The sequence below is a fragment of the Dokdonia sp. 4H-3-7-5 genome (genome assembly GCF_000212355.1).
Lineage (GTDB): Bacteria > Bacteroidota > Bacteroidia > Flavobacteriales > Flavobacteriaceae > Dokdonia.
In genome coordinates, this window is record NC_015496.1 from 1,021,529 (window position 1) to 1,035,558 (window position 14,030).

14 protein-coding genes are annotated in these 14,030 nt (G+C 36.6%); 5 read left to right on the forward strand and 9 right to left on the reverse strand.

What is annotated here, in order from left to right; translation table 11 throughout:
• Positions 1-17: 17 nt before the first annotated feature.
• The 8 genes from KRODI_RS04465 to trxA form a co-directional block, all read right to left on the reverse strand.
• Positions 18-1,790, reverse strand: coding sequence for a MutS-related protein (locus KRODI_RS04465; protein ID WP_013750383.1), 1,773 nt, complete (start codon positions 1,788-1,790; stop codon positions 18-20).
• Position 1,791: 1 nt separating this feature from the next.
• A complete protein-coding gene (locus tag KRODI_RS04470; RefSeq protein ID WP_013750384.1) occupies positions 1,792-2,148 on the reverse strand; it encodes an MmcQ/YjbR family DNA-binding protein in 357 nt (118 codons plus the stop codon).
• A complete protein-coding gene (locus KRODI_RS04475) occupies positions 2,145-2,633 on the reverse strand; it encodes an AAA family ATPase (protein ID WP_013750385.1) in 489 nt (162 codons plus the stop codon). The genes KRODI_RS04470 and KRODI_RS04475 overlap by 4 nt, the downstream gene beginning before the upstream one ends.
• The gene (locus KRODI_RS04480; RefSeq protein WP_013750386.1) at positions 2,633-3,250 is read right to left on the reverse strand and encodes a DUF4230 domain-containing protein; all 618 of its coding nucleotides are present in this window, start codon (positions 3,248-3,250) and stop codon (positions 2,633-2,635) included. Before KRODI_RS04480 ends, KRODI_RS04475 begins: the two co-directional genes overlap by 1 nt.
• A gap of 108 nt (positions 3,251-3,358) precedes the next feature.
• Complete coding sequence (locus tag KRODI_RS04485) at positions 3,359-4,870, reverse strand: carboxypeptidase-like regulatory domain-containing protein (protein WP_013750387.1); 1,512 nt, start codon at positions 4,868-4,870, stop codon at positions 3,359-3,361.
• 125 nt (positions 4,871-4,995) lie between these two features.
• Positions 4,996-5,160 carry a hypothetical protein gene (locus KRODI_RS15640; RefSeq protein WP_013750388.1) on the reverse strand — a complete coding sequence of 55 codons (165 nt, stop codon included), beginning with the start codon at positions 5,158-5,160 and terminating at the stop codon, positions 4,996-4,998.
• 19 nt (positions 5,161-5,179) lie between these two features.
• Positions 5,180-5,782, reverse strand: a complete 603-nt coding sequence (locus tag KRODI_RS04490; RefSeq protein WP_013750389.1) for a thiamine phosphate synthase — start codon at positions 5,780-5,782, stop codon at positions 5,180-5,182.
• The gene (gene trxA / locus KRODI_RS04495; RefSeq protein WP_013750390.1) at positions 5,783-6,079 is read right to left on the reverse strand and encodes a thioredoxin; all 297 of its coding nucleotides are present in this window, start codon (positions 6,077-6,079) and stop codon (positions 5,783-5,785) included. It abuts the gene before it with no gap.
• Positions 6,080-6,361: 282 nt separating this feature from the next.
• On the opposite strand from trxA, the gene KRODI_RS15645 reads away from it, so the two are divergent.
• Positions 6,362-6,505, forward strand: coding sequence for a hypothetical protein (locus tag KRODI_RS15645; RefSeq protein ID WP_013750391.1), 144 nt, complete (start codon positions 6,362-6,364; stop codon positions 6,503-6,505).
• 53 nt (positions 6,506-6,558) lie between these two features.
• On the opposite strand, the gene acs is transcribed toward KRODI_RS15645, so the two are convergent.
• Positions 6,559-8,472, reverse strand: coding sequence for an acetate--CoA ligase (acs, locus tag KRODI_RS04500; protein ID WP_261375779.1), 1,914 nt, complete (start codon positions 8,470-8,472; stop codon positions 6,559-6,561).
• Between the two features lie 373 nt (positions 8,473-8,845).
• Between acs and KRODI_RS04505 the strand changes: the two genes are divergently transcribed.
• From KRODI_RS04505 to accC, 4 genes are all read left to right on the forward strand, one after another.
• On the forward strand, positions 8,846-11,077 hold the full coding sequence (locus KRODI_RS04505; protein ID WP_013750393.1) for a response regulator: 2,232 nt from the start codon (positions 8,846-8,848) through the stop codon (positions 11,075-11,077).
• 556 nt (positions 11,078-11,633) lie between these two features.
• On the forward strand, positions 11,634-11,972 hold the full coding sequence (locus tag KRODI_RS04510) for a single-stranded DNA-binding protein (RefSeq protein ID WP_013750394.1): 339 nt from the start codon (positions 11,634-11,636) through the stop codon (positions 11,970-11,972).
• A gap of 109 nt (positions 11,973-12,081) precedes the next feature.
• Positions 12,082-12,576 (forward strand): acetyl-CoA carboxylase biotin carboxyl carrier protein subunit, encoded by a 495-nt coding sequence (locus KRODI_RS04515; protein WP_013750395.1) that lies wholly within the window; start codon positions 12,082-12,084, stop codon positions 12,574-12,576.
• Between the two features lie 9 nt (positions 12,577-12,585).
• The gene (gene accC, locus KRODI_RS04520; RefSeq protein ID WP_041295799.1) at positions 12,586-14,028 is read left to right on the forward strand and encodes an acetyl-CoA carboxylase biotin carboxylase subunit; all 1,443 of its coding nucleotides are present in this window, start codon (positions 12,586-12,588) and stop codon (positions 14,026-14,028) included.
• Positions 14,029-14,030 lie beyond the last annotated feature (2 nt).

A 14,030-nucleotide genomic window follows, 5' to 3' on the forward strand; every position in this document is an offset into this window, starting at 1 on the left:
AAACTTATTAAATACTATTATACCACAATCCCCATTTTCTTCAATAAGAAACTAGCATTCATATTCTGGCAGATACCTTCTTTAAAAGTGTAATCAAAAAAGAGCTCGTCGTTTATTATTTGTGCGTCAAAGTAGTAGTTCTTCACCTCTTTAAGATCATTTGCCGCCTCACATAAACTTAGGTCATGCGTGGCAATAATACCAGTAGCTCCAGCACCTACAAGTTTATCTATAAACTTGCGAGAACCCTCTGCCTTATCTGTACTATTGGTTCCTTTTAAAATTTCATCTAAGATGATAAAGTAACGATCTGTTTCTATCTGATCTACAATAAACTTAAGACGTTTGAGTTCGCTAAAAAAGTAACTCTCATCATCTGTAAGGCTATCTGTGGTGCGCATACTAGTAATTAACTTTATAGGCGTATATGAAGCGCTCGTTGCAAATATGGGCAAGCCAACATTGCCCATCACAATTTGCAGAGCTACCGTTCTTAAGAAGGTACTTTTACCAGCCATATTTGCGCCTGTGATGATAAAGAACTCATCGTTTTTTATAGTGATATCATTACGCACAGCCGTTTTGGGATCTAGAAGAGGATGCGCTGCTCCAGTGGTAACTAGTGTAGTTCCAGTTTCTGTAATCTCTGGAAATACATGAGCTTGATGATTAAAAGCATAATTTCCTAAACTGTTATAAGCATCAAAAAAAGCGATTACTTCAAACCAATCTTCTACTGCATCGCGATGTGTTGCAATCCACCCTTCGATGTTGTGTACAATACTTAAATCTCTAAGAAAAAATCCATTAGATATGAGTCCAATTATAAAATTGTTACGCTGATCAAGTGCGTCCAGATGTTTTGAAAAAGCTCTCAAAATGGACGAACTTGATTGCTCTGATGTAATGACCATTTTACGCTTATTTACTAGCAAATCACTTGTAAATTCTTGCTCTTCTATTCTAGATAATAAGCTCGCATATTGTGTAAATGTGGTTTGAATCTTACCTGTATGTGCAGAGAGCATATTGATTCTACCAAAGAACCTGCCGCTTATTAATAAACCTATCCCAAACACTACAAACACCCACCATCCAGCAATAAATCCTATAAAATAAGCTCCAAGCGTAAGTAATGAGATTACAGAAAATATACGTGAGATAAGTTTCATTTGTTTAGGCACAAAAGAGGTGTACTCTTTTAACCACACGAGCACACTGTCTGCAGAAATGTCTGTGGTGACTAATGATGCTATCGCACTAAATAGTTGTCTCCATTCTGGCAGCTCGCCTAACTCTTTTACAGCTTCTTGCTTTTGTGATATTCCATCAATATCATTTGAAAGAAGCATGGAAGCAAGCTTTGAAGAACCACTATCAAGGGCTGTCCTATTGAAGTACTGAAAGAAGGAGCCACGCCCAAAAAGGTCTATATCTTGGCTAAACACATGCTCTGGATTATGAAATTCACCCCCATCTGGCAGGTCATAAAAATCCCTACTTAGTACTTTTAATTCTGTCTCATTGCGCTCTAGAAGTGCTTTAGAAAGATCACGCTTGTGCTGCAACTGGCTGTGCCGACTCACAAGTAATAAAAAAGAAATAATACCTGCGATTATACAACCCATAAGTAATTGTGTGTTACCTAAAGTAAAGTACACACTTGCTCCTGTAGCTAAGAACACTACAAGTCTTATGGTACTTGAAATATTAAGTTTCCTTTTAATCTCAGATAATTCTTTCTGATATGTTTTAATTTGTCCTTCATAGAAGGCTGTAGGTGCTGTCATATTATAGAGCCGCAAGTTCGGCTTGTTGTTTTTTTGTCATTTTTGATACGACCAGATTGTAAGAATGATCAATAAGCTCTGCTAGTAATTGCGACGGCAACTCTTCTAGAACACAGGTATTCCAGTGAGTTTTATTCATATGCCATCCAGGAATGATAGCTCCATCGTGAGTCTCTCTCAAAATGACAGCTTGATCTGGATCACATTTTAAATTTGCCGAAAGTGGAATTCGTTTCAAAGAGCAAAGTGCAAACATTTTACCCATCACCTTAAAAACTAAGGTGTCTGCATCAAAAGGAAATTCTTCCGTCACTCCTTTTTTATCAAGGCAATATGTTCTAAACGATTCTATATTCACTTGGTAATTATTGTTGCTTCTATGAGTTCATCTTCTACAGGCGGCTCAAACCAAGTTTCCATAAATTCAAAATCTTCTTCCGAAACGTCAAATTCGTAGGTGGCTCCTTGCTCTTGATTGCGCTGTTGTACTCTTTCTTTTCTCACTTCCTTATCAATATCTAGAAAATGGAGCTCGAATGGTATTTGGTGCGCTTTCGCGAAAGCGTAAAAACGTTCCCTTCTATCTCGCTTTGCAAAACCCAAATCTAAAATTGCGGGAGTATCAGCCTCTTCAAGCTGTAATACTAGTGATTGAATCATCTGGTCGCTACGTGCGATGCGTTCTAAAAACCAGTCAACTCCGTCTGTCTCTTGTTTATCATCTAGAAATAATGTTTTATTCCAGTTATCAATGGAAAATAAGACACCATTAACGCTTTTTTTAAGATTTAATGAATACGTAGTTTTTCCAGCTCCTGTATTTCCAGTAATGAGATATATCACTAAGATTCAATTTTCTTAGGCTCTTTACTCGCAGGTATTTCTAGCGATGAGTAGTCTAATTTCCACCCTATAGTTTCTACAAGCTTTTGCATTAACTGTACTGTTTCTAGCGCCTGTGTTTTTGCTTCCTCAAAGAGTCCGCTCTGTGGGATTTTATCGCGTATGTGTTGCTTTGCCTCTCTATTTATCTCTGTAAGATCTGTGCTTGTAAAAGGGTTTGCCCACCCTTCTTTCTTATCATAATACTTAAAATCTGTCTCTACAGATAGTAGTTCTGGCTCTGGGAAATCAAATAGTTTTATGGTTCTATTCTTATCATCTGCCTCCATTTTAATCTTAGTAAGGTCAAAACCTATGTGTGCTTTTGCATCTATGAGGACAATAGCCTTTTTTGAACCTAAGAGCAGGTTCATCCATTTATTTTTTAAACTTTCGTAGTGATATATCTCTGCAAAGTCGCCTTCTACGGTGATAAATTTACACACCGTTCTTATACGCTCCATAAGCACAACAGATTGTGCTTGAGCATCTGGCGTTTTAGATTTTCCAGATATAAAGTTAAATACAAAATAAGAGAGTATCGCTCCTACGGCGAGCCCTATAAATACTAATTCCATAAAGTAAAGATACTAAAAGCCCTCAAAGACTTCACCATATAAAATGCCAGTAACCACAATGGGATACTGGCATCATAATTTAATATCAAGAATCTTTAAGCTAGTCTATTATTTACTCTCAGACTTAAAGCTTTGTATTGCCGCATTAGGCTCCATAATGGTATACCCTTTCCAGAAATCAGGATCATAATTAGACAAGTATGTTGCCTCCATCTCTTTAATTTCTTCTACAGCATCATACGTACTTTGATCAATACTTGTGGTGCTAAAAACAACGAGCTCCTTTTTTGAATAGCTAGTGTTTGCTATTTCAATCTCCATCGCTACTTCATTTTGCTTTCGGCGACCTCCTACATTTTTGTTTTTTTCAATGATTTTTAAAGGCCTATCTATACCAACGCGTTCTCCGTTTTCTATCTCCATAAATCGCAATGAGTAACCACCATTATCATCTTTTGCATAGATGCTTTTACCCTTATACAAGTACTTCTTGTAGCTTATGCCAAACATCCCAAAACTTGACAGCTTACGCACATTTTCATATTCTAGTCGCATTACTGCAAAGTCATCAGTATTTATATAAAGGGTTCCCTTAAAATCTTTTCTTCCCTTAGGTTCAAAGTCTATTACATAAACAATATCATCACCTATTGCCGTAAATTCTCTTTTAGTAAACTGATAGCGATTGGATTTTGTTAAGAAGTCAAGCTTTGTATCCTCCTTATAAAACATAGCCTCAAACAGATCAGAAAGGTCAGATTTTATACTTTCTGTAATGGCTTTCTCCTTGTCATTTTCTTCTTGCTCTGTATCTACCTCTATTTTAAGTCCGCCATTTGAACTGCCCATTTTTGTAGAGTCATCTACTTCAATAGTGGTACCTATGATTCCAGATTTTATTTTAAAGTAAGAATCTGCTTTTACATTTTTCTCAATAATTTCTTCAAGCCTTTTTCCAAAACTCTCCACCCCTACATTTTCTTTAGTTTTGTCGTAGAGCTTTGCGGCTTTATCTATAACGAGCTTTTGATTGTCATAATTTCCAGAAAGTGTTCCTACAGACTCACTGTAGTAATCACTCTTCTTTGCGACAGACCCCACTAGACTATCCATAAAGACTTGGTTAAATTCTGGAATAGTCGTTTTTTCTACTTCGATATCCATTTTATCAATACGATCTGACTCAGACTGTCTGAAGAATATTTTTTTCTCAGTGAGTGCATTGGGATAATTGATAGCAATATTCTCTTTAACGCGCTCTATAATCTCCTCTGCATCTAGCGGATTATTTGTAAGAAACACATTATCTAGTTCGTTTGTTTTCACACGCAGCGATATAATGGTATCCATGACTTTCTTAGGAAAAATAGCCACCTCTTCATATCCCATAGATGAGATATACACAGAGTCCCTAAGTGTAGATAGCTTATGCTCTCCAAGAGTAAAGATGCCTTCTTCATTTGTGATTGTGCCTGTGTTTTTAGATAATTTTACAGTCGCAAAAGGTATGGCCTCTTTAGTCCTTTCATCAATTACGGTTACACTATAAGATTGTGCTACCGCTGTAGTAGCGCAGGTTATTGTAAGTAATGTGAGAATGAATTTTATAAGTGTCGTCATAAGATGGTTATTTAATATATAGACGCTAGAAAAATTAAAATGGTTGTCTAAACTATTAAAATGACGTCTTAATTGTCAATATGTTACGCTCTAAAACTAAAAAAGCGCCCATCTGGACGCTGTTGTTATTCTTCTTCTTTCTCTTTAAGAGCTTTCATCTTTTCTTTTGCTTCGAGTAATCGCGCTTCACTAGCGTCTCTCTTCTCGCGCTCTTTCTTTTTCTTACGATCCATAAGCTTAGAATGCTTAGCTTTATTTTTCGTGTTTTTAGGAGTTCCTCGTTTTGCCATGGTGCAAATATAGTAAAGGTTAGGTATTCGCTTTCGCGAAAGCATTTTTCATCTCAATAAATGCTGCTACAGGATTATCTGCATTCCACACACCACCTAGAGCTCCTACACCTTTGAAGCCAAGTTTTAGTGCTTCTGGAGTAGTAGTTGCATTTATTCCTCCCATACCTACAATATCTTTATTGATGTGACGCACATCAAAACCTCTTCCTTGCATATCACTCTTAGAAATTGCCGAAAACACAGGACTTAATAATGTATACGCAAAACGTACTGCTTGCGATGCAAGATCTTCTGGCTCGTGGTACGAGGAAGATACGCTATTATCTTTGCTGGTAAATGAGTTCACATAGGCTTCTAGACGATCACCTTGGGCTCTCCACATCGCTTCCTCTAGATGCACACCCATAATGTTAAACTGATTACACAGCTCTTTATGAAAGTTATGCGTCATTATACGATTATGATACGTAGCATTAACCATATTCAGGTATGCTATGTGATCATCAAGACTCGCATTTGGTTTTCTAAGATGAAAATGAGATAGCCCAGCTTCAAATAGTTGATGCAGTGTGGCAATCTCGTTTTCACTCGTTTCCTCAGGAGAAATTAATATGATCATCTATGCAGTTTTTACAACATCAATGATAGTATTTTTCTCTAGCACTCCAGATTGTCTCCACACCTGCTTTCCTGCTTTATAAAGAATCATGGTAGGTACTCCTCGCACATTATATTGAGCAGCAAGCGGCTGATTTTTATCTACATCTATTTTTACAATTTTTACTTGATCACCTAGCTCGTCTTTTACTTGTTCTAGAATAGGTCCTAGTGTTTTACAAGGCCCGCACCATGTTGCATAAAAGTCTACTAAGACAGGAGTTTCAGATTGGATTATATCAAAAAAGGATGATTTCATCGTTGTGTATATTTTAGATTTATTGAAATATAATAAAATACCTCTGTACCAATAATGGCTTTAAGAGATTTATAACCTTAGTCGTTTTTGATGTGTGTTCCTTAATATCCAAATTAGCACATTTTTGAATCAACAAACTCTCTCAAAACCACTCACACCTACAGCTCTAATCTTCAAGCACCACTGTTCACATTTTTTAACAATGGATGGTTAAGGTTTATTAATTGCTTCTGTAAAAGACTAGTTTCAAATTATCTTTAAGTGAACATTAAAATTATAATCATGAGTAATACAACACCTAATCCAGAGAAAACAAGCAAGAAAGAACAAGCGATTAATCTAGAGGCAACTCACGGCAAAGAGATTAATAATCAGGTAAAGGATAAAAAAGAGTTTACCCAGCCACGAGATAATCTAAAGAGTTAATCACTTACTATATATATGAAACCCCGAAGAAATAATCTTCGGGGTTTGTTATTTTATAATTGTACGTTGTCTTTTACGCTCTTCACCACCTCGGGATTAAGTAGCGTACTTATATCGCCTAGATTATCTCCATCTCCACAGGCAATCTTACGTAGTATGCGACGCATGATTTTACCAGATCTCGTTTTAGGTAATCCGTTTGTAAATTGGATTTTATTCAGCTTAGCAATCGGTCCTATTTTTTCTGTGATAAGCTGGTTAATCTCCTTGCGTAAATTGTCGTGGTCACGTCCTTCTCCAGATTCCTTTAAGGTTACATAACCATACAAAGCATTTCCTTTAATAGCATGAGGAAAACCTACAATAGCACTTTCGGCAACAGCTGGATGTTCATTAATAGCATCTTCTATAGGTGCTGTACCTAAGTTGTGACCAGAAACGATAATGACATCATCTACACGTCCCGTGATTCTATAATAACCTGTCGCATCTCTTAAAGCGCCATCTCCAGTAAAATACATATTATCAAATGCCGAAAAATACGTGTCTTTATACCTTTTGTGATCTCCCCATATCGTTCTAGCTATGCTAGGCCATGGAAATTTAATGCACAACCTTCCCTCTACTTGGTTTCCTTTGATTTCTTTGCCTTGTTCGTCCATTAAACAGGGTTGTATTCCTGGTAATGGCAAGGTTGCAAATGTGGGTATTGTAGGTGTTGCAAATGGTATAGGACTAATCATAATCCCACCGTTTTCCGTTTGAAACCAGCTATCAACAATTGGACATTTTTTCTTTCCTATATTGTCATTATACCAGTGCCAGGCTTCCTCATTTATGGGTTCGCCTACGGTTCCTAATACTTTAAGAGATGATAAATCATACTTCTCCACATAACTCAAATTCTCCTTTGCAAGTGCTCTTATCGCTGTGGGTGCTGTATAAAATTGGTTTACTTGATGTTTATCTATTATTTCCCAAAAGCGTCCCCAGTCTGGAAAACTTGGAACTCCCTCATAAAGTACAGAGGTAGCACCATTTGCAAGTGGCCCGTAGACAATATAACTGTGCCCAGTAATCCATCCTATATCTGCACTACACCAGTACACATCATCTTCTCTATATTGAAATACATTTTTAAACGTATATGCACTATACACCATATATCCAGCGGTAGTGTGCAACATCCCCTTAGGTTGGCCTGTAGACCCAGAAGTGTATAAAATGAACAAAGAATCCTCTGCTTCCATAGTTTCTGCAAGGCATTCTGTTGATGCTTCCTTTAACAGTGGTGCTATCCATTCATCACGCCCCTCTTTCATTACTACATTGCCACCAGTGCGCTTAACAACAAGTACGCTCTGAACAGATGGAGTATTTTCTAATGCATCATCTACAATACTTTTAAGGTCAATCGTTTTATTACCTCGGTATGAGCCATCACTCGTAATAACCATTTTACAGCTTGCATCATTAATACGAGTACTTAATGCAGTACTAGAAAAACCAGCAAATACCACAGAGTGTACTGCTCCTATACGCGCACATGCAAGCATAGATACCGCAAGTTCTGGTATCATGGGTACATAAATACACACGCGATCACCGCGTGTCACACCTTTAGCCTTAAGCACATTTGCAAACTTGCACACGCGCTCATGAAGGTCTTTATAAGTAATATGTTCGGCAGGATCATCAGGATTATTTGGCTCAAAGAGCAATGCTGTTTTATCACCACGAGCGTAGAGATGTCTATCGAGACAATTTTCTGTAATATTTAATTGGGCTCCATCAAACCATTTTACTTCTGGCTTTTTAAAATCCCAATCTAATACGGTATCCCAGCGCTTACGCCAGACAAAGTTTTCTTCGGCAATTTCTTCCCAGAATTGCTCAGGCTTGTCTACAGACTTTCGGTAGACTTGAAAATACTCTTCTAGACCTTTTATGTGGTAATTACTCATTATGTATCTATTTGATTGATAAAAGATATAGAGTATGAGGCTAATAATGAAAACATTTAACGCTTTCGCGAAAGCGCACCAAAGACAACTCCCATCACAATCTGCTATAAATATAAAATTTTAACTAGTCAAGCTATAAATGTACAACAGAGAGCTTTTTTATAATATGAAAATTATTCAATACTGATAATTACCAGCTTACAAAAAATTTAAAATCAATCTTGATAAACAAAAAACTCATTAAATATCTTAAATAATCGACGAAAAGTAGTATTTTAAAGATTAAAAGAACATTATTAGCTAATTGCATACATTTTATAATATAACAACTACTCTAGGGACATTTGCTTAAATTTTAATTCCCAAATCAATATTTATGACTAGACTAACCATACTACTGCTAGTTGTTTTAAGTACTGTATACTCTTTTAAATCCTACAGTCAAGAGACAATCTCTCAAGAAGAAATCTTATTAATAAAAGAAAAGCAATTCACCGTAGCAGAGATAGACTCTCTGATGCCTACCATACTTGCCTTATTTAATGAGTCCAGTTATGAAAAAGTTATTGAGGTTGTACCACACCTTCTAGATAACGCTAAGAGAGTCAAATCACCTATCACTACATCTCGTTTAAGAAGTATTCTAGGAAATGCATTTATACAAGTAGACAATTTTCAGGGTGCCGAAGATCTTTTTAATAACGCCATAGAGGAAAATAAAAAGTCTAATGACACCTTTAATTTGGCAAGAAATCTTACAAATCTAGGCAACACTTTTTTTGAGAAAGATCCAGACAAGGCAATCACTTATTTTGAAGAAGCACTCGCCATAAGCCCAGAAATTGAGAATAGCATTCTAGTTGATTTTATTGCAAATAATAACCTAGCTGAACTATACGTAATTAAAGAACAGCCAAATGAAGCAGAATATTATCTAAACCAAGCAAAGGAATTGCTTACAAAAGATGACTTTAATGGGAGGAAAAACAACTTTGAGGGAACTGTCTACCACGTTCAAAGTTCTATCTACCTATTACAAAACAAACCCAAAGAGGCAATTAATGCAATTAACTACTCTATGGAGGTCGCTGGTGATGAGCAAGATGACAATTACAAGATTGATAATTATAAAAACTTAATGAAAGCCTATGAAAGCTTAGGTAACTTCGAGCAAGTAAATAACATACGAAAAATCTATGATGTACTCGTCGAAAAGAGATATGAAGCAAACAAGATAAAGCAGCAAAAAAATGCTACTTCTCGCTTTAATCTCAATAAATTTAAACAAGAACTACGAGCTTCAAAATTAGAAAATGAGCTCGCACTTCAAAAGGCTGATGAGGATAAATTACTTTTAAGAACCTCACTTGTGCTAGCAGCTATCTTGCTATTATTTATAGGATTACTGTTACGCGGCAGAAAAAAACGAAAAAGGCTTCTTGAGAATTTAAAATCAAAAAACAAACAATATCTACAAGCCAAAAAGAAATCTCAAAAGTTAGCCAGAAGCAATACCAAATTCCTTTCTACTGTAAGTCACGAGTTAAGAACTCCGCTTTATGGAATAATAGGACTTTCTTCTGTATTTCTTGAAGACCCAGCGCTCAAAAATCATAAGGAAGATTTAAAATCCTTAAAATTTTCTGCTGACTATCTCCTAGCACTCGTAAATGACATATTGAGCTTAAATAAGTTTGCCTCAAAAGAAGGCGAGCGCGTCCAGAAGACTAACTTTAGACTACATAAATTAATACCTCATATAGTACAAACTCTTGAGTTTATAAATAAGAAAAACAATAACACTACAAAGGTGATTATTGACCCTAATATTCCAGACACCTTACTGGGCGATAAAACTAAAATCTCTCAAGTCCTCATGAACTTATCGAGTAATGCCAGCAAGTTTACAGAGGATGGCACAATCACCATAAAAGCAACACTACAAGAAAAGAATAAAGATGTAAACAGTATTCTCTTTAGTATAGCAGACACAGGACAAGGCATTGCCAAAGAAGAACAAGCAAAAATATTTACTGAGTTTGCTCAAGTAGGGGCCAGTTCAGACCATCAAGGTACAGGCCTAGGTCTTCCTATTGTAAAGAAAATTTTGCACATTCTAGGGAGTAAATTATCACTTGTAAGCAGTCCAAATAAAGGATCTACTTTTTCATTTACAATTGACTTAGAAACTGGATCTAACTCCTACCTAGAAGTCCAATCAGATATCTCAAGCTACGAACGTCTCAAAGGCAAAAAAGTACTTATCGTGGACGATAACAGTATCAACCAACTAGTAACTAAAAAGGTACTTGAACAATACGGTATAAAAAACGAAAGTGCCAGTAATGGACAACAAGCTGTGAGCGCAGTAAAGAATAATGCCTATGATTTCATATTAATGGATATCAATATGCCTGTAATGAACGGTATTGATGCCAGCATTGTTATAAGAAAGTTTGACAGCATAACTCCCATCATTGCTCTTACAGCCACCAGTTATAAAGATGGGAATAAAGAACTAACAAAACACGGCATTAATAATAGCATACTTAAACCCTATAAGACAGAAATTCTTTTAGACATGCTCTTAATGTATAGCTCCACGTAATGGGTGAGATATACATTTCACTTAACTTCCTTATTTACTTCTTATAGAATCTGACCTACTTATAATATGGGTTATTTTACTCTTTCCGCTTTCGCGAAAATGGCTCTTTCATTTAAGTTTTCTTCTAGCCTGAATGTTGTTAGAAAGAGGGTGTTTTTCAATAACTAATCCTCTAAAAGATTTTAAAAATCATCAAGTTTTTAAGGATATCCAAGTCTCTTCTTCACTCTATACCAAGCAATTAACCTCTATTCTTCTAAAAATTCTCTAAAACAAGCAGTTCTAACTCAACAAACACCAAAAACCACAACACACTCTAATTCAGTATATTAAAACGTTTTTAAACGTTTACAAATACTTACAAACGACTATAAACGTAAGTAAACGTTTAAAAGTCGGCTAGGGATTATAAGCTGTCGCATATTTGCAGTGTTCTTATTTACAAGTGGTTGTTATAATTCACTCACTAAGAACAAATGATTTTCTCGAGAACGGCTCGATAAAGAAATATAACTCAATTTGGTAGGCTTAACCTACTCAAGAAAAACACATTATTATGAACGCATTACGCAACAAAGTACAGTTAATTGGAAGACTAGGTCAAGAACCCGAAATCACAACATTTCCAGACGGAAATAAAATTGCCAAGTTCTCTATGGCAACAGATGATTCTTATAAAGACAAGAATGGACAGAAAGTAGAACGTGCATACTGGCACAATATCATAGTACGCGGCGGCCTTGTCAAAGTGGTAGAAAGCTACATTCAAAAAGGACAAGAAATCGCAATAGAAGGAAAACTTACTAATCGTTCTTGGGAAGATAAAGATGGTGTAAAAAGATATATGACAGAGATTGTTTGTAACGAGTTATTGATGCTTAGTAAAAACAATTAATATTACATTTTTAATACTAAAGGCGCTCTTACGAGCGCCTTTTCTTATTTTATTTGCTCTAGGATAACAATATCGTAATTACGTATATTTATATCTTAAAATACAAGCGATGAGCAACACCTATAAAACCACCGTAAACGAGGAGCATGAGTTCGAAGTTTCTCGTGATCAGCTATCTCAGTTAGACGCGGTACATACCCCTCAGAATTCTTACCATATTCTAGAGGATAACTCTTCTTTTAAAGCAACTGTAGTCTCTTCAGATTTCAGCAAAAAGACATACAACATTCAGGTAAATAGTAACAATTATGAAGTTGTTATTAAAGACGAAATTGACATTCTTATTAAAGAAATGGGCTTCACGGTAGGAGGTTCAAAGCAGCTCAACAATCTCATTTCTCCTATGCCAGGTCTTATTATCGATGTGCAGGTTACTGCTGGTCAAGAAGTAAAAGAAGGTGACACGCTGGTGATTCTAAGCGCCATGAAAATGGAAAACAGCTTTGTATCCCATACAGACGGAGTTATCAAGGCCGTGCACGTTGTAAAAGATGACGCGGTAGATAAAGGGCAATTACTTGTAGAATTTGAAGAAGAAAAATAGATGAAAACTATAAAGAAAATATTGATTGCAAACCGTGGCGAGATAGCCATCAGGGTAATTCGCACTGCAAAGAAAATGGGTATTAAAACAGTAGCCATTTACTCTACTGTAGACCGTAATGCACCACACGTGCGCTATGCAGACGAGGCCGTTTGCGTGGGCAATGCACCTTCATCGGAGTCGTATTTATTAGGTGATAAAATTATCAAAGTTGCTCAAGAACTTAACGTAGATGCAATCCACCCTGGCTACGGATTTTTAAGTGAGAATTCCGCTTTCGCGAAAGCGGTAACCGAAGCACAAATGATCTTCATAGGCCCAGAGGCACACGCAATAGAAATCATGGGAAGTAAGCTCGCAGCCAAAGAAGCTGTAAAAGCATATGACATCCCGATGGTGCCAGGTATTGATGAAGCCATCACAGATGTAGAAAAAGCAAAAGCTATCGCTGCCGAAATAGGATACCCTATTCTCATAAAAGCTTCTGCCGGAGGTGGTGGAAAAGGGATGCGCGTGGTAGAAAAAGACAGCGAACTAGCATCACAAATGAGTACGGCTATTAGTGAAGCAACTGCAGCCTTTGGTGACGGATCTGTTTTTATAGAAAAATATGTTGCATCACCTAGACACATTGAGATTCAAGTAATGGCAGATAATCACGGTAATGTGATTCATCTCTTTGAACGTGAATGTAGCATCCAGCGTCGCCACCAGAAAGTAGTAGAGGAAGCTCCATCTGTAGTCCTTACTCCGCAACTACGAGAAGAAATGGGGCAAGCTGCAATAAAGGTGGCAAAAGCATGTAATTATCGCGGCGCAGGCACCGTAGAGTTTTTACTAGATGATCAGCTCAATTTCTATTTCTTAGAAATGAATACTCGTTTACAAGTAGAACACCCAGTAACCGAACTTATCTCAGGTACAGATCTTGTAGAATTGCAGATACGCGTTGCTCGTGGTGAAAAGTTATCTATCGCTCAAGAAGATCTCAGCATTAAAGGACACGCATTAGAATTACGTGTGTATGCAGAAGATCCACTCAATGACTTCTTACCTAGCGTAGGAAATTTATCGACTTACATACTCCCAGAAGGAGAAGGTATACGTGTAGATAATGGATTTGAACAAGGAATGGATATTCCTATCTATTATGACCCTATGCTTTCTAAGCTTATTGTTTATGCACCTACACGTGAAGAAGCAATAGAGTTACTCTCTAAAGCAATAGATGATTATAAAATAGAAGGTGTGCAAACTACACTTCCTTTTGGAAAATTTGTTTGTGAGCATGATGCCTTCCGCTCTGGAAATTTTGATACGCATTTTGTAAAAAACTACTATTCTCCAGAAGCTTTGAAAGAAGGGTTTAAAGAAGAAGCACGTATTGCTGCTCTTATCGCTCTCAAACAACATATTAAAGAACAAAATATCTTACGCCTACCAACTGTATAACC

Excerpts from the sequence above, each read along its gene's own strand:
- KRODI_RS04465 (WP_013750383.1), bottom strand. The coding sequence starts at position 1,790 with ATGACAGCACCTACAGCCTTCTATGAAGGACAAATTAAAACATATCAG.
- KRODI_RS04480 (WP_013750386.1), bottom strand. The coding sequence starts at position 3,250 with ATGGAATTAGTATTTATAGGGCTCGCCGTAGGAGCGATACTCTCTTAT.
- KRODI_RS04485 (WP_013750387.1), bottom strand. The coding sequence starts at position 4,870 with ATGACGACACTTATAAAATTCATTCTCACATTACTTACAATAACCTGC.
- KRODI_RS15640 (WP_013750388.1), bottom strand. The coding sequence starts at position 5,160 with ATGGCAAAACGAGGAACTCCTAAAAACACGAAAAATAAAGCTAAGCAT.
- KRODI_RS04490 (WP_013750389.1), bottom strand. The coding sequence starts at position 5,782 with ATGATCATATTAATTTCTCCTGAGGAAACGAGTGAAAACGAGATTGCC.
- trxA (WP_013750390.1), bottom strand. The coding sequence starts at position 6,079 with ATGAAATCATCCTTTTTTGATATAATCCAATCTGAAACTCCTGTCTTA.
- KRODI_RS15645 (WP_013750391.1), top strand. The coding sequence starts at position 6,362 with ATGAGTAATACAACACCTAATCCAGAGAAAACAAGCAAGAAAGAACAA.
- KRODI_RS04505 (WP_013750393.1), top strand. The coding sequence starts at position 8,846 with ATGACTAGACTAACCATACTACTGCTAGTTGTTTTAAGTACTGTATAC.
- KRODI_RS04510 (WP_013750394.1), top strand. The coding sequence starts at position 11,634 with ATGAACGCATTACGCAACAAAGTACAGTTAATTGGAAGACTAGGTCAA.
- KRODI_RS04515 (WP_013750395.1), top strand. The coding sequence starts at position 12,082 with ATGAGCAACACCTATAAAACCACCGTAAACGAGGAGCATGAGTTCGAA.